The 22,481-nt window shown below is 71.9% G+C and carries 23 protein-coding genes; 16 read left to right on the plus strand and 7 right to left on the minus strand.

Going from position 1 to position 22,481, the window contains the following annotated elements; genetic code table 11:
- The first annotated feature begins 25 nt into the window (after positions 1 to 25).
- The 3 genes from J0I43_RS00685 to J0I43_RS00695 are packed head-to-tail and all read left to right on the plus strand — an operon-like array spanning position 26 to position 2,984.
- Entirely contained in the window at positions 26 to 523 is a 498-nt protein-coding gene (locus tag J0I43_RS00685; protein WP_292857437.1) for an FMN-binding protein, read from the plus strand.
- Positions 523 to 1,434 carry an FAD:protein FMN transferase gene (locus tag J0I43_RS00690; RefSeq protein ID WP_292857440.1) on the plus strand — a complete coding sequence of 304 codons (912 nt, stop codon included), beginning with the start codon at positions 523 to 525 and terminating at the stop codon, positions 1,432 to 1,434. The genes J0I43_RS00685 and J0I43_RS00690 overlap by 1 nt, the downstream gene beginning before the upstream one ends.
- Positions 1,434 to 2,984, plus strand: coding sequence for a flavodoxin reductase (locus tag J0I43_RS00695; RefSeq protein WP_292857443.1), 1,551 nt, complete (start codon positions 1,434 to 1,436; stop codon positions 2,982 to 2,984). Before J0I43_RS00690 ends, J0I43_RS00695 begins: the two co-directional genes overlap by 1 nt.
- A 107-nt stretch (positions 2,985 to 3,091) precedes the next feature.
- On the opposite strand, the gene J0I43_RS00700 is transcribed toward J0I43_RS00695, so the two are convergent.
- From J0I43_RS00700 to J0I43_RS00710, 3 genes are all read right to left on the minus strand, one after another.
- On the minus strand, positions 3,092 to 3,469 hold the full coding sequence (locus J0I43_RS00700; protein ID WP_292857447.1) for a hypothetical protein: 378 nt from the start codon (positions 3,467 to 3,469) through the stop codon (positions 3,092 to 3,094).
- 871 nt (positions 3,470 to 4,340) lie between these two features.
- On the minus strand, positions 4,341 to 5,900 hold the full coding sequence (locus tag J0I43_RS00705; protein WP_292857450.1) for a cell wall metabolism sensor histidine kinase WalK: 1,560 nt from the start codon (positions 5,898 to 5,900) through the stop codon (positions 4,341 to 4,343).
- Positions 5,897 to 6,625, minus strand: a complete 729-nt coding sequence (locus J0I43_RS00710; RefSeq protein WP_292857453.1) for a response regulator transcription factor — start codon at positions 6,623 to 6,625, stop codon at positions 5,897 to 5,899. Before J0I43_RS00710 ends, J0I43_RS00705 begins: the two co-directional genes overlap by 4 nt.
- 247 nt (positions 6,626 to 6,872) lie before the next feature.
- Between J0I43_RS00710 and J0I43_RS00715 the strand changes: the two genes are divergently transcribed.
- From J0I43_RS00715 to J0I43_RS00725, 3 genes are all read left to right on the plus strand, one after another.
- Positions 6,873 to 8,432: an ABC transporter permease gene (locus J0I43_RS00715; RefSeq protein ID WP_292857456.1), complete on the plus strand. Its 1,560-nt coding sequence runs from the start codon at positions 6,873 to 6,875 to the stop codon at positions 8,430 to 8,432.
- 74 nt (positions 8,433 to 8,506) lie between these two features.
- Positions 8,507 to 9,232, plus strand: a complete 726-nt coding sequence (locus J0I43_RS00720) for an ABC transporter ATP-binding protein (protein ID WP_292857459.1) — start codon at positions 8,507 to 8,509, stop codon at positions 9,230 to 9,232.
- 52 nt (positions 9,233 to 9,284) lie between these two features.
- Entirely contained in the window at positions 9,285 to 10,298 is a 1,014-nt protein-coding gene (locus tag J0I43_RS00725) for a magnesium and cobalt transport protein CorA (RefSeq protein ID WP_292857461.1), read from the plus strand.
- A 7-nt stretch (positions 10,299 to 10,305) separates the two neighbouring features.
- On the opposite strand, the gene gndA is transcribed toward J0I43_RS00725, so the two are convergent.
- Both gndA and J0I43_RS00735 read right to left on the minus strand, forming a co-directional pair.
- Complete coding sequence (gene gndA / locus J0I43_RS00730; RefSeq protein ID WP_292857463.1) at positions 10,306 to 11,775, minus strand: NADP-dependent phosphogluconate dehydrogenase; 1,470 nt, start codon at positions 11,773 to 11,775, stop codon at positions 10,306 to 10,308.
- Positions 11,776 to 11,804: 29 nt separating this feature from the next.
- Positions 11,805 to 12,776, minus strand: a complete 972-nt coding sequence (locus tag J0I43_RS00735) for an NAD(P)-dependent oxidoreductase (protein WP_292857466.1) — start codon at positions 12,774 to 12,776, stop codon at positions 11,805 to 11,807.
- A 116-nt stretch (positions 12,777 to 12,892) separates the two neighbouring features.
- Between J0I43_RS00735 and J0I43_RS00740 the strand changes: the two genes are divergently transcribed.
- The 8 genes from J0I43_RS00740 (at position 12,893) to J0I43_RS00775 (ending at position 20,060) form a co-directional block, all read left to right on the plus strand.
- A complete protein-coding gene (locus tag J0I43_RS00740; protein ID WP_292857468.1) occupies positions 12,893 to 13,948 on the plus strand; it encodes a D-2-hydroxyacid dehydrogenase in 1,056 nt (351 codons plus the stop codon).
- 41 nt (positions 13,949 to 13,989) lie between these two features.
- Positions 13,990 to 14,790 carry an IclR family transcriptional regulator gene (locus tag J0I43_RS00745; protein ID WP_292857471.1) on the plus strand — a complete coding sequence of 267 codons (801 nt, stop codon included), beginning with the start codon at positions 13,990 to 13,992 and terminating at the stop codon, positions 14,788 to 14,790.
- A gap of 113 nt (positions 14,791 to 14,903) precedes the next feature.
- Positions 14,904 to 16,316 carry an MFS transporter gene (locus J0I43_RS00750; protein WP_292857473.1) on the plus strand — a complete coding sequence of 471 codons (1,413 nt, stop codon included), beginning with the start codon at positions 14,904 to 14,906 and terminating at the stop codon, positions 16,314 to 16,316.
- A gap of 7 nt (positions 16,317 to 16,323) precedes the next feature.
- Positions 16,324 to 17,064 carry a fumarylacetoacetate hydrolase family protein gene (locus J0I43_RS00755; protein WP_292857475.1) on the plus strand — a complete coding sequence of 247 codons (741 nt, stop codon included), beginning with the start codon at positions 16,324 to 16,326 and terminating at the stop codon, positions 17,062 to 17,064.
- A 43-nt stretch (positions 17,065 to 17,107) separates the two neighbouring features.
- Complete coding sequence (locus J0I43_RS00760; RefSeq protein WP_292857478.1) at positions 17,108 to 18,190, plus strand: zinc-binding dehydrogenase; 1,083 nt, start codon at positions 17,108 to 17,110, stop codon at positions 18,188 to 18,190.
- The gene (locus J0I43_RS00765) at positions 18,187 to 18,762 is read left to right on the plus strand and encodes a gluconokinase (protein WP_292857481.1); all 576 of its coding nucleotides are present in this window, start codon (positions 18,187 to 18,189) and stop codon (positions 18,760 to 18,762) included. The genes J0I43_RS00760 and J0I43_RS00765 overlap by 4 nt, the downstream gene beginning before the upstream one ends.
- Positions 18,759 to 19,526 (plus strand): SDR family oxidoreductase, encoded by a 768-nt coding sequence (locus J0I43_RS00770; protein WP_292857483.1) that lies wholly within the window; start codon positions 18,759 to 18,761, stop codon positions 19,524 to 19,526. The genes J0I43_RS00765 and J0I43_RS00770 overlap by 4 nt, the downstream gene beginning before the upstream one ends.
- A 57-nt stretch (positions 19,527 to 19,583) precedes the next feature.
- The gene (locus J0I43_RS00775) at positions 19,584 to 20,060 is read left to right on the plus strand and encodes a shikimate kinase (protein WP_292857486.1); all 477 of its coding nucleotides are present in this window, start codon (positions 19,584 to 19,586) and stop codon (positions 20,058 to 20,060) included.
- On the opposite strand, the gene J0I43_RS00780 is transcribed toward J0I43_RS00775, so the two are convergent.
- Positions 20,045 to 20,167, minus strand: a complete 123-nt coding sequence (locus tag J0I43_RS00780; RefSeq protein WP_292857489.1) for a hypothetical protein — start codon at positions 20,165 to 20,167, stop codon at positions 20,045 to 20,047. The genes J0I43_RS00775 and J0I43_RS00780 overlap by 16 nt on opposite strands.
- Before the next feature lie 239 nt (positions 20,168 to 20,406).
- Between J0I43_RS00780 and J0I43_RS00785 the strand changes: the two genes are divergently transcribed.
- Together J0I43_RS00785 and pth are read left to right on the plus strand one after the other, a co-directional pair.
- Positions 20,407 to 21,030, plus strand: a complete 624-nt coding sequence (locus tag J0I43_RS00785) for a 50S ribosomal protein L25/general stress protein Ctc (protein WP_292857492.1) — start codon at positions 20,407 to 20,409, stop codon at positions 21,028 to 21,030.
- 94 nt (positions 21,031 to 21,124) lie between these two features.
- Positions 21,125 to 21,709 (plus strand): aminoacyl-tRNA hydrolase, encoded by a 585-nt coding sequence (pth, locus tag J0I43_RS00790; protein ID WP_292857496.1) that lies wholly within the window; start codon positions 21,125 to 21,127, stop codon positions 21,707 to 21,709.
- Between the two features lie 152 nt (positions 21,710 to 21,861).
- On the opposite strand, the gene J0I43_RS00795 is transcribed toward pth, so the two are convergent.
- Entirely contained in the window at positions 21,862 to 22,356 is a 495-nt protein-coding gene (locus J0I43_RS00795; protein WP_292857499.1) for a hypothetical protein, read from the minus strand.
- Between the last annotated feature and the right edge of the window lie 125 nt (positions 22,357 to 22,481).

Here is a 22,481-nt window from a genome sequence, read left to right on the forward strand (position 1 = left end):
ACGGCACGACAGAAGGAGGACCATCATGATCCGCACCACCGCCGTAGCCCGTCCGATCCGTGTCGGTGTCGCCGCCGCATCCGTCCTCGGCGTCGTGACGCTCGCCGGCTGCGCGGGCGCCGCCGACGCGGAGACGCCCACGCCCACCCCCACCGCGACGCCGACCACGTCGGCGACCCCGAGCGCCAGCGTCTCCGCGTCGCCGAGCGCCGCGGCATCCGACAGCGTCTACGTCGACGGCACGTACTCGGCCGACGGCTCCTACCAGACCCCCGAATCGGTCGAGACGATCAGCGTCACCGTCACGCTGCAGGACGATGTCATCACGTCCGTGAACGTCACCGGCAATCCGCAGAAGCGCGAGTCGGAGCAGTACCAGGGCGAGTTCATCGGCGGGATCAGCGCGGAGGTCGTCGGCAAGAACATCGACGAGATCTCGGTGTCGCGCGTCGCCGGATCGTCGCTCACGAGCGGCGGCTTCAACCAGGCGATCGAGACCATCAAGGCCGAAGCGGCCTCGTGATGGATGCCGCCGTGGCATCCGCCCGCACGTTCACCGCGATCGGGACGCGCTGGCAGATCGACACCGCGACGCCGCTGTCGGCAGAGGTCTCCGCCGAGATCGACGATGTCATCGATCGCTTCGATCGGGAGTGGTCGCGCTTCCGCGACGATTCGGTGGTGAGCGCGCTCGCGCGATCGGGCGGCGCCGTGCCCGCGCCCGCCGACGCCCGCGCGATGCTCGACCTGTACGCCGAGCTCGCCGCGTCGACCGCGGGGGCCGTGAATCCGCTCGTGGGCGACGCTCTCGCCCGCCGCGGCTATGACGCGCGGATCTCGCTCGAGGACCGCGGGGCGCAGTCGGCTCGAAGCGATTGGCAGGACCTCCTCACCTGGACGAACGGCGAGCTGAGGCTTGCGGATCCGGCGACGATCGATGTCGGTGCTCTCGGCAAAGGCCGCCTCGTCGACCTCGTCGGAGAGGTGCTCGCCGCCCGCACGGGCGCCCCGTTCGTCGTCGACGCGAGCGGTGACATCCTCATGGGGCACGGCGGGGACGGCGAGGGTTCGGAGCGGGCACGCCCCGAGCGGATCGGACTCGAGCACCCTTACGATCCGCGTCGCGCGATCGGCGTGTGGGAGGTCGCGGGCGGTGCGCTGTGCGCCTCGGCGACGAATCGCCGTGCGTGGACGGGTCACGACGGCGCGGGCCTGCACCATGTGCTCGATGCGCGCACGGGCGAACCCGTCCGTGAGATCGCGGCGACGTGGGCGTTCGCGGCCGACGCGATGACGGCGGATGCCGCCGCGACGGCGCTCTTCTTCGCGGGCGGCGAGGCCTTCGCAGCGGCGCACGACGTGCAGTGGGTGCGCATGACGACGCCCGGGCGCGTGGAGTGGTCCCGCGGTTGTACGGCAGAGTTGTTCACGTGATGTCTTCGCTGACCGCTCTGTGGAACCGTGTCTTCGCCGTCCTCGGCCGGGTGTCGATGTACCGACTCGTCGTGCTCGCCCTCGCGGCGCTCGCGGTGATCGCCTTCGTCCTGTCGTTCTTCGGCGTGCTCGCACCGACGCCGCTCGAGCTCGTCGCGGCCTCCGCGGTGCTCGCGGCATCCTGTGCCGCGACGGACGCGATCGCGCATCGTCTTCTCGCCAAGGGGTGGCGGTGGGAGTCGTCGCTCATCACCGTCCTGATCCTCCTGTTCGTGCTGCGTCCGACGCTCGAGCCGCTCGGCCTCGTGGGGCTGTTCATCGCGGGGGTCGTGGCCTCGGCATCCAAGTACCTCCTCGCCTGGCAGGGGCGGCACGTCTTCAACCCGGCCGCCGTCGGGGCGACGTTCCTGACGGTTCTCAGCATCTGGCTGCCCGACCTGGGCGCGTCGTCGTGGTGGGTCGGCACGCCGTACCTCGCGGGACCCGTGATCCTGCTCGGCCTGGTCGTGCTGCTACGGACCGAGAAGGTGCGGATCATCACCCTGTTCCTCGTCGTGGCGGTCGCGGTCGCGTTCGTGCGGGCGTCCGTGCAGTTCGCGCAGGCCGGTTTGGCGTTCGATGCGGGGACGGTGTTCTGGCAGCTGCTGTGGTCGGCCCCGTTCCTCTTCCTCGGTGCGTTCATGCTGTCGGAGCCGCTGACCCTGCCGCCGCGGCGCTGGCAGCAGTTCGCGGTCGCGGCGCTCGTCGGCATCCTCGCGGGCTGGCCGATCGACCTCGGCGACATCAGCCTCGGGCAGGAGCGGGCGCTCCTCGTCGGCAACCTGCTCGCGTTCGCCTTCACCGTGCGGACGGCGGTGCGCCTGCGGTTCGTGCGGCGCGACGTTCTGACCCCGTCGGTGCGCGAGCTCGTCTTCCGCGCGGAGGGCCGATTCCGCTTCGCGGCGGGACAGTATCTCGAGCTCGAGGTGCCGCACGCGCACCCCGACGCCCGCGGCACGCGGCGCGAGTTCTCGATCGTGTCGGCCCCGGGCGACCTGCCCGAGGTGCGCATCGCGCTGCGCGAGGGCTCGCAGTCGACCTACAAGAAGGCGCTCGCGCTCGTCGAGCCTGGACAGGAACTCGCCGTCACGGGCGTGTGGGGCGATTTCGTCCTCCCCGCGCGGGCGTCGGCGCCCGTCCTCATGGTCGCGGCCGGTATCGGCGTGACGCCGTTCGTCTCGCAGCTGCGCGATCTGCGCCGCTCCGGCGAGGACCGTGACGTCGTCTTCGTGTATGTCGCGTCGGATGCCGAGGAGCTCGCCTTCCGCGAGGATCTGGAGGCCGCCGGCATCCCCGTCATCGTCTTCACGCGCAACGAGCCGGGCCGCTTGCCGGCCCACTGGCGCTGGGCGCAGGGCGTGCGGCTCGACGCGGACGGGCTCATGCAGGTCGTCCCCGACCTCGGTGCCCGGCACGCGTACATCTCGGGCCCTCCCGGACTCATCGCCGACCTCGCTCCCGCGCTCGAGAAGGCCCGCTCGATCACGACCGACGCCTTCTCGGGGTACTGACCCCGGGGTGGCACCGCGGCGCGTTCGGGCCGTTTCGGCGGCGCATGTGCGTGCCTCGACCGGCGCGAGTCGCGCGTTCGCGCCACCTGTCCGCGATGCGCACGCGGTCAGGGCCGAAAGCCGTGGCGCTCGAGCGCCACGCGGACGATGAGGTCGGCCGTCGGCGCCGACCCGCCCGCGCCGCGCACGTCGGGCGCGGTGAGGCGCACGACCTCGTATCCCGCGCGCACGTAGGCCGCGTGCTTCGCGATGTCACGCCGCCACTGCGCGCGGCTCGTGCGATGGTGGTCGCCCTCGACCTCGACGATGACCCGGTAGGCCTCGTACCGCGCGTCTGCGATCCCGAGCAGGACGCCGCGTTCGTCCCTGATCTCGACGTCGAGCTCCGGTTCGGGGAGGCCGGCGGCGGCGGTCACGAGGCGGAAGTCGGTCTCGAGCGGCGACATGCTGCCGACGCGGATGCACTCCAGCGCGCGCAGGAGCATCGCGCGCCCTCGCCTCCGCGGCTGCGAGCAGCTGATCGATGGTGGCCAGCTGCCCCTCGGGCCGTGATGCACCGCGCTCGTCCCGCGGAATCCGCACGATCGCGTCACCCAGGATGACCAGTTCGCGCACGTCGAGCTCGCCGGCGAGCATCGCCCACGTCGTTGCGGGGCTGGCGACGCGCAGTCCGTCGACGGCTCGGACGGTGGCGAGGTGCGGCGCGATCTTGACGCCGTGGATGCCGGGGCGTCGGGGAGCGCGTTGCGGAGCCAGGACCCCGATGCACAGGCGCTCACCCGGTTCGCAGGGTAAGCCCCACGCGACCGCGGCCGAGCGCCCCGCCAGGAAGACGTGCGGGGGCGCGACCTGCGCGTAGGCACGCGCGTCGCGGAGCACGCGCGTGCGGTGCGCGCGATCGCGTGCGAGCGGCTCCTCGGCATCCCGCGTCGTGCTCGGCACGTCGGGCACGTCCGGCGGGCGCCGTCGACGCATGCCACGGAAGGGGCGCTCGAGATCGCGCGCAGCGAGGCGGCCGCGCGTGTGGCCGGCGGCACGTGCCGCGGCGACGGAGAACTGGGCGCCGAGCGTCGGCGACAGCGGACGAGGGGGGACAGGCATGCGACGACCTTCGCCGGGCGCGAGCGTGCGTGGGGCGCTCCTCAGCCGATCTGTGGAGAGTTTTCTGATCACGGCAGTTGTGGAGGAGGCGTTGCGCGCGGAAAGGGGTGACGCGTCGGCAGTGCTCCGCGCCGGGGATGCCGACGTTCGCGCCACCTCTTCGGTGGCATCCGAGGAGAGGTGGCGCGTGTGCCGGGCTCGAGGCCGCCGACCCGCGTCGTCACGCCACCCGGATGGATGTCGGCCGCCGCGCCCTCACGCAGCGGGCGCAGTGGGCGCAGTGGGCGCCGCGGGGCGCGCCGGCAGGCGCACGGTGAACACCGTGGAGCCGGGCGCGCTGTCGACCGAGATCGTCCCGCCGTGTGCGGTCACGATCGCCTTCGCGATGGAGAGGCCGAGGCCCGTGCCGCCGGTCTGGCGGGCGCGCGACGAGTCCGCGCGCGCGAAGCGCTCGAACAGGTCGCTCGCGACGGCGGGATCGATCCCGGGGCCGTCGTCGGCGATCCGCACGATCGCCGCGGCGCCGTCGATCGCCACGGACGCCGTCACGTGCACCCCGGCGGGCGTGTGGACGCGGGCGTTCGTCAGCAGGTTCGCGATGACCTGGTGCAGTCGCGTCGCGTCGCCCGCGACGATGACCGGCTCCTCGGGCACGTCGATGATCCACTCGTGGTCGGGGCCGGCCGCCTGCGCGTCCGCGACGGCGTCCACGACGACGCGCGTCACATCGACCGCGCCGTAGACGAGCTCCTTGCCCTCGTCGAGCCGGGCGAGCAGCAGCAAGTCCTCGACGAGCGTCGTCATGCGCAGGGATGCCGCCTGGATGCGCTCGAGCCCCTGTTGCGACTGCCCGGCGCTCAGCTCCAGCTGCGCCTTCGTGACGCGCGTGCCCGCGCTCTGCGCCTGCGCGAGCGAGCGCAGCGACAGCTCGGAGTAACCCCGGATCGCCGCGAGCGGCGTGCGCAGCTCGTGCGAGGCATCCGCGACGAACGCGCGCATGCGCTCCTCGTTGCGCTGGCGCGCGGCGAGGGACGAGTCGACGTGATCGAGCAGGGTGTTCAGCGCCGCGCCGACGGCACCGATCTCGTCCGACGGGTCCGCCTGCGCCTCGGGCACACGCTCGGTGATGCTGACGTCCCCCGAATCGAGCGGCTGCGCGGCGACGCGCCCGGCGGTCTCGGCGACCGAGCGCAGCGGCTTGAGCGACCGCTGGATGACGAGGGCGACGATCGCCGCGAGGACGAGGAGGCCGCCCACGGTGACGAGCCCGACCGTCAGTAGGATCTGCCCGATCGTGTCGTTCACGCTCGAGACCGGCAGGCCCGCGGCGATCACGTAGCTGTTGCCCACCCGGCCGGTGTACATGCGGTACGTGCCGACACCGTCGACGTCGACGGTCGCGAAGGGGTCGCGCTCGAATGCGTTCACGATCTCATCGACGTCGGAGGTCGAGAGCGTCATGACGCCGCTGTCACCGAAGTAGGCCCCGTCGGTGCCGCTCGCCGACTGCACCACGAGCAACAGGCCGGACGGCAGATTGTGGCCTTCGCTCAGTGTCGTGGCGGCGGTGCCCGTGCCGGTGAAGCCCCCGGGCTTCCCGATCAGCTGCAGCCCGGCCTTGTTCGCGGCATCCTTCACCGCATTGTCGAGCTGAGTGCTGAGGATCGACCCGAGGAACGCGCCGGTCGCGAGACCGACGGCCGCGAGGATGAGTGCGACGAACGAGACGACGGTGACGATGAGTCGGGTCTGCAGGCTCCAGCGTCGGCGGGTGCGGGCCGCCGGCGCTGGAGCGGGCGCCGCCGTGGTGCTCACTGCGACGCTTTGATCATGTAGCCGACGCCGCGCACCGTGTGGATGAGCGGGTCACGACCCGCGTCGATCTTCTTCCGCAGATACGAGATGTAGAGCTCCACGACCGAGGAGCGTCCGCCGAAGTCGTAGTTCCAGACGCGATCGAGGATCTGCGCCTTGGACACGACGCGGCGCTGGTTGCGCATGAGGAAGCGCAGCAACTCGAACTCCGTCGCGGTCAGGTCGATCTCTGTGCCGGCGCGTTCGACCTCGTGCGAGTCCTCGTTGAGTGAGAGCTCGCCCACGCGCAGGATCGGGTCGGCGCCGCCGGCGGTCGCGCTGCCCGCACGGCGCATGAGGCCGCGGAGGCGCGCGACGACCTCTTCGAGGCTGAACGGCTTCGTGACGTAGTCGTCGCCGCCCGCCGTCAGCCCCGCGACGCGGTCGCTGACGGCGTCCTTCGCCGTGAGGAAGAGGACGGGCACATCGTTGCCCGCGTGGCGGAGGCGCTGCAGCACCGCCATCCCGTCGAGGTCGGGCATCATGATGTCCAGGACGAGGGCGTCCGGATCGAACTCGCGCGCCTGGGCGAGCGCGTCGAAGCCGGATCCGGCCGTGCGCACCTCCCACCCCTCCATCCGCAGCGCCATCGACAGGAGGTCGGTGAGCATCTGCTCGTCGTCGACGACGAGGACGCGCAGGGGAGAGCCGTCGGGGCGGTGCAGGGTCGGTGCGGCGGAAGTCATGCGTCCATTCTCGTGCGCGTCCTGTGGGCCGGCTATGCGACGCGCTATGGGAAGGCTATGAGTTCGCCCGACGCGGGAGCGGTCGCGGTGAAGGCCGACGCGCGAGCGGTCCCAGTGAACGGTGGTGCCGCCCGGCCTGGGGGATGCCACGGCATCCATAGGCCTCGCACAACCTCGGCTGGGCCCGCGCATCAGCGCGGTTCCTACCGTCGTGTCGTCGGCGCCGGATGCGCCCCGAAGGAGAACCATGTACTGGACGTATCTGCGCCGCGAACTCTCGGGGCGCCCCAAGCAGACCGCGATCGTGGCGATCGGACTCGCGATCGCCATCGCACTCGTGATCGTCGTCAACGCGCTGTCCGCCGGAGTGCGCGACGCCCAGAGCGAGGCGCTCGCCTCGGTCTACGGCGTCGGCACCGATCTGACGGTCACCGGCGCCCAGGCCGAGCCCGGTCAGGGCGGCCAGGGCGGTGGCCGGTTCGACTTCGGTCAGGACGGCGGTCAGACCTCCACCGACGGCACGACGACGCTCTCGCAGTCGCGTCTGGTCGCCGACTTCCGCCGGGGAACGCTGGATGCCGGAGTGCTCGACCAGGTCACTGCGATCGACGGAGTCGCCGGCGCATCGGGCGCGCTGAGCCTTACCAACATGACCTTCTCGGGAGAGCTGCCGCAGCGCCCGAGCGGCACGACCGGGACGGGCTCCGAGGGCTCGACCGGGACGGGCGGAACCGGCGGCACGACCCAGGGCTCCGCGCCCAGCGACGGCGGCCAGGGCGAGGGCGGCACGGGCCAGGGTGGCACGGGCCAGGGCGGCGGCTTCGGCGGGGGATCCTTCGGCGTCGACTCGTTCACGGTGCTCGGCATCGATCCGGGCTCGTCGACCGTCGGCCCGATGTCGGCGGTCACCGTCAGCGACGGACGTGCGCTCGAGGCGAGCGATGCGGGCACGGACGTGGCCGTCCTCGACGCGACCTACGCGTCGAGCGCGGGCCTCGCGGTCGGCGACACGACCGACATCGGCGGCACGACGTTCGACGTGGTCGGGATCGTGGCCTCGGCATCCTCCGACGCCGACACCGCGGCGAACGTCTACATCCCGCTCGATGTCGCGCAGACCCTCTCGGGCGCCGGCGACGTCGTCTCGACCGTGTACGTGCAGGCGACCTCGAGCGACCGGATCAGCGCCGTGCAGACCGCGCTGAAGGCGGCGCTGCCGGATGCCACGGTGAGCTCGCAATCCGACCTCGCCTCGACGGTCTCGGGGTCGCTCGCGAGCGCCTCGTCGCTCATCTCGAACCTCGGCACCTGGCTGTCCATCATCGTGCTCGTCGTCGCGGTCGCCCTGGCCGTGCTCCTCACGATCTCGGGCATCACGCGCCGGACGCGGGAGCTCGGCACCCTCAAGGCGATCGGATGGTCGAACGGCCGCGTCGTCGGCCAGGTCGCGGGGGAGTCGGTCGTGCAGGCGCTCATCGGTGGGATCGCGGGCGTCGTCCTGGGCGTCATCGGCGTGCTGATCATCAACCTCGTCTCGCCGACGATCTCGGCCGCGCCGGCCGCGACGAGCGGCATGGGGCGCGGCATGCGCGCCGGTGCCGGCGCGGAGGGCATGGGCGCCCCGACGGGCGGGTTCGGGCAGCTGGCCCAGACCGCGACGGACATCGTCCTGCACGCGCCGCTGTCGGTGTGGATCATCGTCTCCGCGCTGCTCCTGGCCGTCGCGGGCGGGCTCGTCGCGGGAGCCTTCGGCGCCTGGCGCGCGGCCCGGCTGAGCCCCGCCGAGGCCCTGCGAGCGGTCTCGTGACCGCGGCATCCACCGGCCTCTCCGACGAGGCCGCGCCCCCAACCGATTCCGCATCGACACTCGAGGAGACCGACATGACCATCATCGACGAGACCGCGGTGGATGCCGCGGCCGCCCCCGCGAGGCCCGCGTACCGGCTCGTGGGCGTCACGAAGACCTACCAGCAGAAGGGGCGCGTCGTGCAGGCCCTCACGGGCGTCGACGTGGAGATCCAGACGGGCGAGTTCGTCGCGATCCAGGGACCGACCGGCGGCGGCAAATCGACGCTCCTGCAGCTGCTCGGCGCCCTCGACGCTCCGACGAGCGGGCACGTGCAGATCGGCGACGCCGACCTCGACACGGCTTCGGCGCAGGATCTCGAACGCCTCCGGGCCCGGGAGATCGGGTTCGTCTTCCAGGCGTTCAACCTCATTCCGACCCTCACCGCCGCCGAGAACGTCGCGATGGGTCTCGAGCCGCTCGGCCTCGATCGGCTCGAGCGCGACGTCCGCGTCGCCGAGGCGCTCGCCCGCGTCGGGCTCTCCGAGCGCGCCGAGCACCGGCCGGGGGAGCTCTCCGGTGGGCAGCAGCAGCGCGTCGCGATCGCGCGGGCCATCGCCAAGGAGCCGCGCGTGCTCCTCGCCGACGAGCCGACGGGCAACCTGGACGAGCAGATGCGCGACGAGATCCTGAGCGTCCTGGAGCAGCTCAACGCCGACGGGCTCACACTCGTCGTCGTGACGCACGACTCGGCCGTCGCGAAGCGGGCCCGCCGTCGGCTGCGCCTCGACCGCGGCACGCTGCAGGACATCACGACCTGACGCGCGAGCGGGGCGCCGCAGGACGGTGTGGCACGGCCCTAGGGTGAGACCCATGGCCGTGCCGCACTGCATCCTCTACAAGGGCGCCGAAGCCCTTCCCGTCGACCAGGATCCCGCCGCTGCGCTCTCTGCGGCGCGTGCGCAGGGCGGCATGCTCTGGGTCACTCTCGTCGAGCCGTCGCGCGACGACGTGCGCGCCCTCGCCGCCGCCCTCGACCTGTCGACGCTCGGCGTGGCATCCACGCTGCGCAACAACCAGCGCTCGAAGCTCGACCACTACGGCGACCACCTCTACCTCGCGCTGCAGCCGGCGCAGTACGACGATCGGGCGGAGACGGTCGAGTGCCATGAGGTCGACGTGTTCGTCGGCGACGAGCTGTTCGTCGTGATCTCACCGGACGGGGCCGTGGACCTGGAGCGGATGCGCGCGCTCCTGGAGGAGCACCCCGAGGTACTGCGGAAGGGCGCGTACGGCGTGCTCTGGGCGACGCTCGAGTACGTCACGCGCGGGTACCGCGACGTTCTGGACGGCATCGAGCACGACATCGATCAGATCGAGGAGGAGCTCTTCGGGGAGGGCGTCGGCGTCTCGCACCGCATCTTCGCCCTGCAGCGCGAAGTGATCGACCTGCATCACGCGACGGCGCCCCTCGAGGACATGCTGGAGCGCCTCCAGCGCATCGTCAGCAGGCGTATGCACACCGACGAAGCCCCCGCGTTCCACGAGATCGCCGACCGTGCGCGGTATGTCGACGCGCGCGTCGCCGCGTTCCGGCACACCCTCGACAACGCCCTCACGGTGCACGCGACGATCGTCGACCAGCGCCGCAACGACGCGATGCAGCGTATGACAGAGCAGAGCATCCAGCAGAACGACCAGGTGAAGAAGATCTCGTCCTGGGCGGCGATCGGTTTCGCACCCACCCTCGTGGCCGGCATCTACGGCATGAACTTCCAGTTCATGCCTGAACTCGCCTGGCCGTGGGGCTACCCGTTCGCGCTCGGTCTGATGGTCGCCGTGAGCGCCGGTCTCTACGTCGTGTTCAAGCGCAACGACTGGCTGTAGCCGGGCGTCAGTGCGTGTCTTCGGCTTCGATCTCGGTGCGGTCGCCCGACCACAGCGTGTGGAAGGTGCCGTCCTTGTCGATGCGCTTGTAGGTGTGCGCGCCGAAGAAGTCGCGCTGGCCCTGGATGAGCGCGGCGGGGAGGCGCTTCGCGCGCAGCCCGTCGTAGTACGCGAGCGACGAGGAGAAGGCCGGGGCGGGGATGCCGGCGGTCGCGGCCGTGCCGACGATCTGGCGCCACGCGTCCTGTGCACGGCCGAGGGCGTCGACGAAGTACGGGGCGGTGAGCAGCACCTGGAGGTTCGGCTCGGCCGCGTAGGCGTCGGCGATGCGGTTGAGGAACTGGGCGCGGATGATGCAGCCCGCGCGCCAGATCTTCGAGATCGCGCCGAGGTCGATCGTCCAGCCGTACTGGGCGGCGCCGGCACGGATCTCGTCGAAGCCTTGCGAGTAGGCCACGATCTTCGAGGCGTAGAGGGCGAGGCGCACCTGCTCGACGAACGCGTCGGCGTCGGCGACCGTGAACGCGTCCTCGGCGGGGCCGGGGAGCCCGCCCGCGACCGCCCGCTGCTCGCGGTGGCTCGACAGCGAGCGGGCGAAGGTCGCCTCGGCGATCCCCGAGACCGGCACGCCGAGGTCGAGGGCCGTCTGCACCGTCCAGGCGCCGGTGCCCTTGGCGCCGGCGGAGTCGAGGATGACATCGACGAGCGGCGTGCCGGTGGCGGCATCCACCTGACGGAGCACCTCGGCGGTGATCTCGATGAGATAGGACTCGAGCTCGCCGCGGTTCCACTCGGCGAAGATGTCGGCGATCTCGGCGGGGGTCTTGCCCGTGCCGCGCCGGATGAGGTCGTAGGCCTCGGCGATGAGCTGCATGTCGGCATACTCGATGCCGTTGTGCACCATCTTCACGAAGTGGCCGGCGCCGTCGTGGCCGACGTGCGTGACGCAGGGCTCGCCCTCGGCGACCGCCGCGATGGAACGCAGGATCGGGCCGAGGGTGACCCACGCCTCGTCGGGGCCGCCGGGCATGAGGGAGGGGCCGAGGAGCGCCCCCTCCTCGCCGCCGGAGACGCCCATGCCGACGAAGTTGAACCCGCGCTCGCGCACGGCCTTCTCGCGGCGGATGGTGTCGGTGAACAGGGAGTTGCCGCCGTCGATGATGATGTCGCCCGGCTCGAAGACGTCCATCAGCGCGTCGATGACGGCGTCGGTCGGGCCGCCGGCCTTGACCATGATGATCGCGGTGCGCGGCTTCTGCAGCGCCCCCGCGAACTCCTCATAGCTGAACGCGGGGACGAACTCCGCCTCCGGGTGCTCGGCGACGAGCTCATCGGTCTTCGACCGCGACCGGTTGTACACCGCGACCGTGTTGCCCTCACGCGAAGCGAGGTTGCGAGCGAGGTTCGATCCCATCACCGCGAGTCCGACGACTCCGATGTTGGCGGTGGGCTGAGCGTCGGCCTGGGTTTCGGGCACGGAAGACTCCTTGGATGCGGGTCGTGGGTTCATGATTCAGCGTAGTCCGCCCCGGCGGCGGCGGGGTTCGTGTGACGGCCTGCCGTGAGCCGGCGCGTCACGGCGATGTCGTGGTCGCCGAGGCCGGCGTCGACGATCTCGTCGAAGATGCCCTGGAGGGCGGGGATGAGCGCCGGTCGGATGCCGGTGGCACGAGCGACGTCGGCGGCGAAGCGCAGGTCCTTCACCATGTACTTCGCGGCCCCCGAGGGCGAGTCGTCGCCGGCGACCAGGCGATCCTTGCGGCTCGTCAGGAGGTTGGACCCGGCGTAGCCGCCGCCGAGGAGCGTCCACAGCGTGTCGAGGTCGATGCCCGAGCGAGCGGCGAGTTCGCTCGCCTCGCCGAGCGCGGTGATGGTCGCGGCCACGACGAGCTGGTTGCACGCCTTGGCGACCTCGCCCGCGCCGAGCGGTCCGAGGTGGACCGGGGTGCCGCAGGGGGAGAGCAGCGCGGCGGCGCGGGCCGCGGCATCCTCGTTCCCGCCGATCATGATCGAGAGGGTGCCGGCCGTCGCACCGTCGACGCCTCCGGAGACGGGGCAGTCGACGACCTCGATGCGTCGCCCGGGCACGGCGGCGAGTCTCGCGGCGAGCTCGCGCACGCCGGTCGGTGACGAGGTCGAGCCGATCATGAGGAGCAGGTCGTCGCCCCGGGCGGTGCCTGCGATGAGCCCGTCGGGGCCGTCGAGTGCGGCCTCGAGCTGGGGGAGGTCGGGCAGCATGACGAGGATGGCGTCCGCCCGGGCGGCGAGCTCACGCGGGGTGTCGGCCCACGTCGCTCCGGCGGCGACGAGCGCGGGGCGCGGGGAGCGGGCCTGCACGACGAGGTCGCCACCGCGTGCCGCGAGAAGGTTCTGCGCCATGGGCTCGCCCATGGCGCCGAGGCCGAGGACGCCGAGGCGCGTCGTCTGCGAGGGAAGGGCAGCGGAAGCGGGTGTCTCGCCGTCGAGAGAGGAGCTCATGCCGCGAGTGTAGCGCAAGTTCAAAATTCAGAACACTGTTCAACAGGTTGGACTGTTGATAAGCTTCACTCCATATTCTCCACTGTTTCACCATCCCACCCGAAGGAGGGCTCCGGATGCCTGAGGACACGACACTGCGCGTCGTCGCCGCCGTTCCGCTGCGCGAAGACCTGTGCGAGCTGATCGAGACGCTCGAGCCCCGTGTGCGGGTGATCCGCGACCACCGTCTCACCGCTCCCATGCGGGGACCCGCGGACTGGTCGGGTGACCCCGACTTCACCCGCACGCCGGACGAGCAGCGCGCGTTCGAGGAGATGGTCGACTCCGCCGACGCGCTCTTCGGCATCCCGGATGTCGACCCCGCCGCCCTCGCGCGCACCGTCCAGGCCAATCCGAGGCTCCGCTGGGTCATGACGACGGCGGCGGGCGGGGGAGCGCAAGTGCGTGCCGCCGACCTCGGGCGCGCCGATCTCGATCGCATCGTCTTCACGACGAGCGCGGGCGTCCACGGCGGCCCGCTCGCGGAGTTCGCCGTGTTCGGCGTCCTCGCCGGGGCGAAGGACCTGCCGCGCCTCGTCGCGGATCAGCGGGATCGCACGTGGCCGGACCGGTGGGAGATGCGTCAGGTCGACGAGATGACCGTGCTCGTCGTCGGTCTCGGCGGCATCGGCGCCGAGTGCGCGCGTCGCTTCCACGCCCTCGGTGCACGCGTCTGGGGGACGACCCGATCGGGCGCGCCCGTCGACGGCGTCGACCGACTCGTCCCGCTCGATGAGCTCGCGGATGCCGTGGCGCACGTCGACGCGATCGTCGTGACGCTGCCGGGCACCGACCAGACGCACCATCTCATCGACGCCGACGTCCTCGGCGCCGCCCGCCCCGGAGTGATCCTCGCGAGCGTGGGACGCGGCACCGTCATCGACGAGACCGCCCTGCTCGCGGCGCTCGATGACGGCACCGTGTCGTTCGCGGCGCTCGACGTCTTCGAGGTCGAGCCCCTGCCCGAGGACTCGCCGCTGTGGAACCACCCGCGGGTGCTCGTGAGCCCGCACACCGCCGCGCTGTCGAGCCGCGAGGAGGAGCGCATCGCCCGCCGGTTCGCCGAGGACGCGACGCGGCTGCTCGACGGCGTGCCGATGCGCGCGGTTGTCGATACGGTCGAGTTCTACTGACCTATCCGCTCGCGCCCGCCGCGGGCGATCGAGGAGGAACCATGACGGCAGGCGACGACGCCGACCGCGCGGGACGCGACCCCGCGCCGGCCGTGACCCGCAGCATCCGCCTCCTGGAGGTGCTCGCCGAGGCGCGACGCCCACTGACGCTCACCGAGCTCGCGACCGCACTCGGGCTCGCCAAGTCCTCGACGGCGAATCTCTGCCTCGCGCTCGAAGCGGCCCGGATGGTCGATCGGGCGCCGCAGGGCTATCGTCTGGGCCTGCGCACCGCCGAGCTCGGCGGGGCGTTCGCGGCGCAGTTCAATCAGGTGCGCGAGTTCTACGCCGTCTGCGACGCCTCCGAGGTGCTGCGCGGCGAGCTCGTCCAGGTCGCGCTCCTCGACGGCGTCGACGCGCTGTACATCGCCCGCCACGAAGGCGCGCAGTCCCTGCGCATCGGCACGCCGCTCGGCTCGCGGCTTCCGGCGGCGCTGTCGGCGACGGGGCGCGCGCTCCTGTCGACCCTCGACGACGACGCGGTGGTGGCTCTCCTCGGTCCGGGGGCCGAGTTCCCGGCATTGACCGAGAACAGCCCCCGCACGCTCGACGAGCTGCGCGAGCGACTCGCGCGCGCTCGCGAACGCGGGTGGGCGCTGGATGCCGAGGAGTCGTTCGCGGGCATCGTCGGCGTCGCGGTGCCGCTCGAGGGCTGGGCGCCGGGAGACCCGCAGCTCGCCCTCGGTGTCGGGATCCCCGCGGCCGAGGCATCCGATGAGCGGGTGACGACGGTCGCGGCCGCACTCCAGGCGGCAGCTCACCAGCTGACGAACCCGTTCAGCGCGGCGGCGGGCCGCGGCTGACGGAACGGGGGGATGAATCTCTGTTCAAGATATTGAACAGAGGCCAGCAGGTTGGTATGGTGTCTCTCACCAGGACTCACCCGTGACCCCTGGGCCGATCGAAGGAGATGGCCGTGACCACCACCCACACCGAAGTGGACGTCAAGCTGGACGACCCGGAATATGCCGCGAACCTGCGCCGCGCGACGCTCGCCTCGAGCATCGGCAGTGCGCTCGAGTACTTCGACTTCGCGCTGTACGGCTTGTCGACGGCGCTGATCTTCAACGTCCTGTTCTTCGACCAGTCGAATCCCGCGATGGCGACCGTCGCGGCCTTCGCCACCTTCGGCGTCGGGTTCCTCGCCCGCCCCTTCGGCGGGCTGTTCTTCGGCACGCTCGGCGACCGGCTTGGTCGCAAGTGGGTCCTCGTGATCACGATCCTCCTCATGGGCGGCGCCTCCACGGCGATCGGCCTCCTGCCGACCTACGCGCAGATCGGCATCTGGGCGCCGATCCTGCTCGTGCTCATGCGCCTCCTGCAGGGCTTCGGCGCCGGCGCCGAGCAGGCCGGTGCGACCGTGCTGATGGCGGAGTACGCGCCGATCAAACGCCGCGGCTTCTTCTCCGCACTGCCGTTCATCGGCATCCAGGCGGGGACGCTCCTTGCCGCGGTGGTCTTCAGCCTCATCACGCTGCTTCCGCAGGATCAATTGCTCACGTGGGGCTGGCGGGTGCCGTTCCTCGCGTCGTTCCTGCTCATCCTCGTCGCCCTCTTCATCCGCATGCGCCTGCGGGAGACCCCGACCTTCATCGAGCTCGAGAAGAGCGAGCAGATCGCCGACCGGCCGATCCGCGAGATCTTCGGCCACGGCCTGCCCGGCGTCATCGTCGGCATCGGCCTCCGCATGGCGGAGAACGGCGGCTCGTACATGTTCAACACACTCGCGCTCTCGTTCTTCGTCGCGGTCGCCGGTCAGAGCGCCGACAAGAGCCTGCTGACGTGGGGCGTCACGCTCGGTTCCCTCATCGGCATCTTCTCCGTGCCGCTCACCGGCGCGCTGTCGGACCGGATGGGCCGGCGCACCGTGTACCGGATCGGCGCCGTGTTCCTCCTGGTCTACTCGTTCCCGGCATGGTGGCTGCTGACCCTCGGCAACCACGGGGTCGCGATCGCCGTGATCGCGGTGGGCATCGGTTTCGGTGTCAACGTCATGCTCGGCCCGCAGTGCGCCATGCTCCCCGAGATGTTCGGCAACCGCCACCGCTACCTCGGCGTCGCGATGGCGCGCGAGATCTCGGCCGTCCTCGCGGGCGGGCTCGCCGGTGTGCTCGGCGCCTACCTCATCGCGGTGAGTGGAGCCAACTGGCTGCTGCTCGCCATCTACATGGCGACCCTGGCGCTCATCACGACCGCGGCGACCTTCCTCGTCCCCGAGACGCTGCGCCGCGATCTGACCCGCACCGACGACGCGGTCAAGGTGTCGCGCGGTGAGTCGGGCGAGGGCGTGTCGGCGACGACCGTCACCGTCCGCGCGATCGAGTGGTGACCCGGCCGTGCTGATCGGGCGGGTGCGCGCGGCGACGGGGGAGGCCCTCTGGGTACGTCGAGACGGCGAGCGGATGGTCGCGATCGAGGACCCCTACGCGGCGCGTTCCGCGGGTCGGATGCCGGGTGACCTCCCGGGTGCGCCCGCGGTGTCGGGCGAGCTCCTCGCTCCGTGCGAGCCGCTCGTGATCGTCGGTATCGCCCAGAACGGTCCGGCCCACGCCGATCCCGTGCAGGCGTGGCTCAAGAGCCCCCGCGGTGTCGTCGCGAGCGGCACCACGGTGCGCCTGCGGCGTGACGCCGGCCAGACGGTCGCCGAGGGGGAGATCGCGATCGTCATCGGGCGCGACACGACGGGCCTCACCGCCGCGACGGCCGCCGACTACGTGCTGGGCGTCACCGCCGTCGACGACCTCTCGAGCCCCGACCGCGCCGTCCGCGATCCGCGGAACTTCGAGAGCAAGTCCGGCGTCGGCTACACGCCGCTCGGGCCGTGGATCGACACCGACGCCCGGATCGACGACGTGGACCTGCGGCTGCGGATCGACGGCGAGGTCGTCGCGCGCACGGATGCCGCCGCGCTCCCCGTGCCGATCGCGACGTGCCTCGCCTACGTCGCGTCGTGGACGACGCTCGGCCCCGGCGACGTCGTCATGACGGGCGCGCCGTTCAGCAGCGCCCCGATCCGCCCCGGTCAGACCGTCGAGGTGGAGGTCGGCGTCGTCCGGCTCTCCACTCCGACGGCGTAGGCCCGCCGCACGTCCAAGCGTGCGACCACGAAAGAGAGATTCCATGTCCAACATCGCCGTCGTGGCCCACGGAGCCGACGACCTTCGCGTCGAAGACCTCTCGGAGCCGACCCCCGCCACGGACGAGGCCGTCGTCGAGGTCGCCTATGGGGGCGTCTGCGGCTCGGACCTGCACTACTGGCGCCACGGCGCGGCCGGGGCGTCGATCCTGCGCGAGCCGATGGTGCTCGGCCACGAGCTCTCCGGCACCGTCGTCACGGCCGCCGCCGACGGCTCCGGCCCGGCTGTCGGCGCGCGCGTCGCGGTGCACCCCCTCACGCCGCGGGGCGACGGCGTCACGCCGTACCCGGAGGACCGCCCGAACCTCGCCCCGGCATCCACGTATCTCGGATCGGCCATGCACCTGCCGCACACGCAGGGCGGCTTCGCCGATCGGGTCGCGCTGCCCACGCGGATGCTCGTCCCGCTGCCGGAGGGCATGGATCTGCGGCTCGGGGCGCTCGCCGAACCCGCCGCCGTCGCGTGGCACGCCGTCGAGCGCGCGGGTGACGTGCGCCGCGCGCGCGTCGCGGTCATCGGCGCAGGCCCGATCGGTCTTCTCGCCGCGGCCGTCGCGTTGCACCACGGTGCCGCCGAGGTGACCGCAACCGATCTGCACGAGGCTCCGCGTGACGTGGCCCGTCGCCTCGGCGCACGGACGCTCGATGCGCGCGACGGGTCCGCCATCGCACAGCTCCATGCCGACGTCGTCATCGAATCGAGCGGGACCGTCCCGGGGCTGGATGCCGCCATCAGCGCCTGCCGCCGCGGCGGCACGGTGGTTCTCGTCGGACTGCAGCGCGCGGGCGAGGTGCCGGCGGCGATGGCGTCCGTCATCACCCGGGAACTGACGCTCACGGGTTCCTTCCGCTTCGGTGCGGAGTTCGCCGACGTCGTCGCGGCCCTCGGCGATGGTTCCCTGGTGGTGAATGCCGTCGTCTCGCATACGTTCGACGCCGCCGACGCGCTCGACGCGTTCGCCGTCGCGGGCGATCCGTCGGTCTCGGCCAAGGTGCTGCTCGCCTTCGCGGGCGCCACAGCAGGCGCGGGGGGAGCGGACGGCGCGGCGGGGGAGGGCGGGCGATGACCGCGCTCCGCGTCGTGGTGATGGGCCCGTCCGGATCGGGTAAGACCGCGGTCGGTGCGGCGCTCGCGGTGGATCTCGCCGTCGAGTTCGTGGATGCCGATGACCTCCACCCGGCAGCGAACATCACGAAGATGGCGGCGGGTCAGCCGCTGGACGACGCCGATCGTGCCCCCTGGTTGGACGCCGTCGGACGCGTCCTCGCCGGCCTCCCGGGCGGCGGTGTCGTCGCGTGCTCAGCCCTGAAGCGCCGTTATCGTGACCGCATCCTCGCGGAAGCCCCCGGCGCCGTGTTCGTGGAGCTCACGGTCGACCGCGCCGAGCTCACGCGCCGCATGAGTGCGCGTGAGCACTTCATGCCGCCGGCCCTTCTCGACTCGCAGATCGCGGCCCTGGAGCCGCTGGAGGCGGACGAACCCGGCTTTGCGATCCCGAACGTCGGCCGCGTCCTCGAGATCGCCGCCGGCATCGCTCAGCGGCTCGCGGGCCACGACCATCCCAACGCGCCCATCGATCCCTCCACAACCATCACCCCTCCCGCGCCCCCTGTACCCCCTGAAGGAGCCCGCGCATGACCGATCTCTTCAGCGTCACCGGCCGCCTGGCCCTCGTCACTGGCTCATCGCGCGGGCTCGGACGCTCGCTCGCTCGGGCACTCGCGCGCGCAGGCGCGCGGCTCGTCGTGCACGGGCGGGATGCGGCATCCGTCGCCGAGGCGCGGGCGGAGATGACCGCACTGTCCGGACGGCCTGCGCACGCCGTGACGTTCGACGTGACCGACGCGGACGCCGTCGCGGCGTCGCTCGGTGATCTCGTGGACGAGCTCGGCGTGCCCGACATCCTCGTCAACAACGCCGGCGTGCAGCGTCGCGCCCCCTTCCACGAGTTCCCCATCGCCGACTGGGATGCGCTCATCGCCGCGAACCTGTCCGGTCCGTTCTACGTCGCCCGTGCGCTCGCGCCCGCGTTCGTCGAGCGCGGCTCCGGCAAGGTCGTCAACGTGGGATCGGTGCAATCCGTACTCGCGCGGCAGACGATCGCGCCCTACTCGGCATCCAAAGGCGGCATCGCGCAGTTGACCCGCGGCATGGCAGCGGACCTCGCTCGCTACGGCATCCAGGTCAACACGCTGTCACCGGGCTACTTCGCGACCGAGATGAATCGCGCACTGGTCGACGACGCGGCCTTCACGTCGTGGCTCGAGGCGCGCACACCGGCCGGGCGCTGGGGCGACTTCTCCGAGCTGGACGGCGCGCTGCTGTTCCTGTGCTCGGACGCGTCCTCGTTCGTTTCCGGGCAGAACCTCGTCGTCGACGGCGGGATGACCAGCGTCGTCTGACCGCACCGCGCGGGGTGTCGCCGCGGGTGCCGGTACGGCCACGGTTACCCTCGACGCATGACCAGGATCGTCGTCACCGGCCCGCCCGGATCGGGGGTGTCGCTCGTCGCCGCAGCGCTCGCCGCCCGGCTGCGTTCCCGGTCGGTCGACGGCGACGAGCTGCACCCGCCGCTCTCACGCCGGCATGCGCGCCCCGACGGCGTCGACCGCGAGGCGTGGCTGCGCGCCGTCGCCCTCGTGTTCACGAAGGATGCCACGGTGGTCATCTCGAGCGGGCTGCTGACGCGCCTCGATCGCGACCGCATCCGTGAGAGCGTCCGCGACGTGGTGTTCGTCGAGCTGGTGGCGGGAGCCGCGACGGCGGAGCCGCGGAAGCGGCGCTGGAGGCGGGAGCCGGCGACGCCGCCGCGTCCCGTGGATCCGCTCACGGCGGATGAGGCGGGCGTGCGCATCGCCGACGATGCCGATCTCGGATCGGTCGTCGAGCGCATCCACGCCGCGCTGGCGGGCGCGCCCGCTCAGTCCTTGCGGTAGCCCGAGCGCCCGAGCGAGACCATCGCGGCGATCGCGCCGACGCCCGCGCAGACCGACATCAGACCGACGATCCACATCAGCGCGTGCGACATCCAGCCGTAGTCCATGACTGCTCCTTGGTACATGTGCGGGGGCACGTTTCGGGCGACGTCTTCATCGTAGCCGGGTCGCTGGTAGACTCGTGTCGTACTTCGGCGAGGGATGCCGCGTGCCGGGCTCCACGAGATCCGGCGACGCGCTTCCGTGATCGACGCGGTGAGGCCCTTGCGGGGCGTTTCCTCACGCGTGTGCGTTCGAGTCGAGACCAGAGCCAGCTATCGGGCGCACTGCCCGCAAGGAGAAGAACATGTCCACCGAGACCGACACCCAGGTCGTCGCCGAGGTCCGCGAGAACTTCGGCAAGGGCTACGCCCGCCGCCTCCGCGCCGCGGGTCAGATCCCCGCCGTCATCTACGGCCACGGCACCGACCCCGTGCACGTGTCGCTGCCCGGACACCAGGTGTCCCTGCTCATCCGCCGCGCCAACGCGGTGCTCGAGCTCACTGTCGCGGGCAAGCAGCAGCTCACGCTCGTCAAGGACGTGCAGAAGGACCCGGTGCACCAGGTCATCGAGCACATCGACCTCCTCGTCGTGAAGAAGGGCGAGAAGATCCAGGTCGACGTCCCCGTCCTCATCGTGGGCGAGCCCTTCGCCGGCACGATCGCGAACCTCGACAACGCGACCGTCGCGCTCGAGGTCGAGGCGACGAACATCCCGCAGAACATCGAGGTCGACGTCGAGGGCCTCGAGGACGGCACGCACATCACCGCGGCCGACCTGAAGCTCCCGCAGGGCGCCGCGCTCGTCACCGACGGCGAGACCCTCGTCGTCGCGATCGCCGTGCCCGCTGCGACCATCGCGGAGGCCGACGAGATCGAGGCCGCCGACGAGGCCGTCGCCGAGGAGCAGTCCGAAGAAGCCGCCGAGTAAGCACGTCCTTCGTTCGCAGCCCGTCTCCGCCATGCTGGGGGAGGCGGGCTGTGTCGTTGCGAGAGACGGCGCGGGGTCGTCGGGGAGAGGAATCATGGCAGAGACGTGGTTGGTCGTGGGGCTCGGCAACCCCGGGACGCGGTATGAGGCCACGCGGCACAACGTCGGGCAGATGGTGGTCGCCGAACTCGCGGCGCGCCGCGGCGAGAGCCTGCGCGCGCACAAGGCGAACGCGCGCGTGAGTGAGACGTGGCTGCGGCCGGGGGGTGCGAAGCTCGTCCTCGCGACGCCGAACTCGTTCATGAACGTCTCGGGCGGCCCGGTGTCGCAGCTCGCGCGCTTCTACGACGTGCCGGCGGAGCGGATCGTGCTCGTGCACGACGAGCTCGACATCCCCTTCGACACCCTCAAGCTCAAAGTGGGCGGCGGACACGGCGGCCACAACGGGATCCGCGACGTCGCCAAGGCGCTCGGCACGGCCGACTTCCCGCGGGTGCGCGTCGGGATCGGGCGGCCGCCCGGCCGTCAGGACCCGGCCGACTGGGTCCTCGACCCGTTCTCGGCGGCGGAGCGGACGCAGTTGCCGTTGGTCCTCGGCGATGCGGCGGATGCCGTGGAGCAGCTCGTCGAGGAGGGTCTCCTCGCCGCGCAGCAGCGTCACCACGCGCCGCGCGCGTAGCGCCCGAGCCCGCTCCGCGCGCGCCCGATCGTGCTCACGCGGCATCCGAGTGGCGCGCAGGCGCGCCTCCGGGGTGCCGAGGCCGGGGTTCGCGCCCCCGATCCGGCGGGCGCCGATCCGGCGGGGCCCGCCGGGCCCGGCGCGTCAGCGCGTCACGAGGCGCCGGCGCCCATCCCGGCGAGTGCGGCGACGCCCACGATGACGCCGTAGACGACGGGGCCGACGGCGGCCACGATCACGGCGGCGACGCCGAGCCCGCGGCCGCGTCGCGTCACGATGGCGATGATGCCCATCACGAGCGCGGCGACGCCGAGGATGGTTCCCGCCCAGAATCCGATCTCCGCCCAAAGCACGAGACCGCGCACGGGGCTCAGGAGGCTCAGCAATTGCCCCTGCGAGAGGGTGTCGAGCTGGTCCGGCGACAGCCCGACCGCGTGCCGCGCCGCGCCCGCGGCGGCCGCGAACCCCGTCGACGCGCTCAGCAGCGTCGCCCCGAGCACGCCGACGCCCGCGAGGACGAGCGCGAGGATGCCGAGTGTCCGGTTGCCGGCCGGCGTGACCGGGCGTGCGGCGGGCGGCGGACCGTAGGCCGCGCCGATCTGCGGGACCCCGTATGAGACGGGGGGCGCGCCGGGCGTGGTCTGCACGTAGCCTCCGACGGGCTCGGGTCCAGGCGTCGACGGCCCGGACATCGGCGGCGCGGGCCATGCCGGGGGTGCTCCCGGAGCCGGCGCGGGCCACCCGTAAGGCTGAGACGGAGCGGCAGACGCCG

Origin of the sequence: Microbacterium sp., from assembly GCF_017305435.1 — a bacterium.
GTDB lineage: Bacteria > Actinomycetota > Actinomycetes > Actinomycetales > Microbacteriaceae > Microbacterium.

What these genes read in the sequence shown, in the direction of transcription:
- J0I43_RS00685 (WP_292857437.1), top strand. Translation starts at nt 26, where the DNA reads ATGATCCGCACCACCGCCGTAGCCCGTCCGATCCGTGTCGGTGTCGCC.
- J0I43_RS00690 (WP_292857440.1), top strand. Translation starts at nt 523, where the DNA reads ATGGATGCCGCCGTGGCATCCGCCCGCACGTTCACCGCGATCGGGACG.
- J0I43_RS00695 (WP_292857443.1), top strand. Translation starts at nt 1,434, where the DNA reads ATGTCTTCGCTGACCGCTCTGTGGAACCGTGTCTTCGCCGTCCTCGGC.
- J0I43_RS00700 (WP_292857447.1), bottom strand. Translation starts at nt 3,469, where the DNA reads ATGCTCCTGCGCGCGCTGGAGTGCATCCGCGTCGGCAGCATGTCGCCG.
- J0I43_RS00710 (WP_292857453.1), bottom strand. Translation starts at nt 6,625, where the DNA reads ATGACTTCCGCCGCACCGACCCTGCACCGCCCCGACGGCTCTCCCCTG.
- J0I43_RS00715 (WP_292857456.1), top strand. Translation starts at nt 6,873, where the DNA reads ATGTACTGGACGTATCTGCGCCGCGAACTCTCGGGGCGCCCCAAGCAG.
- J0I43_RS00720 (WP_292857459.1), top strand. Translation starts at nt 8,507, where the DNA reads ATGACCATCATCGACGAGACCGCGGTGGATGCCGCGGCCGCCCCCGCG.
- J0I43_RS00725 (WP_292857461.1), top strand. Translation starts at nt 9,285, where the DNA reads ATGGCCGTGCCGCACTGCATCCTCTACAAGGGCGCCGAAGCCCTTCCC.
- J0I43_RS00735 (WP_292857466.1), bottom strand. Translation starts at nt 12,776, where the DNA reads ATGAGCTCCTCTCTCGACGGCGAGACACCCGCTTCCGCTGCCCTTCCC.
- J0I43_RS00740 (WP_292857468.1), top strand. Translation starts at nt 12,893, where the DNA reads ATGCCTGAGGACACGACACTGCGCGTCGTCGCCGCCGTTCCGCTGCGC.
- J0I43_RS00745 (WP_292857471.1), top strand. Translation starts at nt 13,990, where the DNA reads ATGACGGCAGGCGACGACGCCGACCGCGCGGGACGCGACCCCGCGCCG.
- J0I43_RS00760 (WP_292857478.1), top strand. Translation starts at nt 17,108, where the DNA reads ATGTCCAACATCGCCGTCGTGGCCCACGGAGCCGACGACCTTCGCGTC.
- J0I43_RS00765 (WP_292857481.1), top strand. Translation starts at nt 18,187, where the DNA reads ATGACCGCGCTCCGCGTCGTGGTGATGGGCCCGTCCGGATCGGGTAAG.
- J0I43_RS00770 (WP_292857483.1), top strand. Translation starts at nt 18,759, where the DNA reads ATGACCGATCTCTTCAGCGTCACCGGCCGCCTGGCCCTCGTCACTGGC.
- J0I43_RS00775 (WP_292857486.1), top strand. Translation starts at nt 19,584, where the DNA reads ATGACCAGGATCGTCGTCACCGGCCCGCCCGGATCGGGGGTGTCGCTC.
- J0I43_RS00780 (WP_292857489.1), bottom strand. Translation starts at nt 20,167, where the DNA reads ATGGACTACGGCTGGATGTCGCACGCGCTGATGTGGATCGTCGGTCTG.
- J0I43_RS00785 (WP_292857492.1), top strand. Translation starts at nt 20,407, where the DNA reads ATGTCCACCGAGACCGACACCCAGGTCGTCGCCGAGGTCCGCGAGAAC.
- pth (WP_292857496.1), top strand. Translation starts at nt 21,125, where the DNA reads ATGGCAGAGACGTGGTTGGTCGTGGGGCTCGGCAACCCCGGGACGCGG.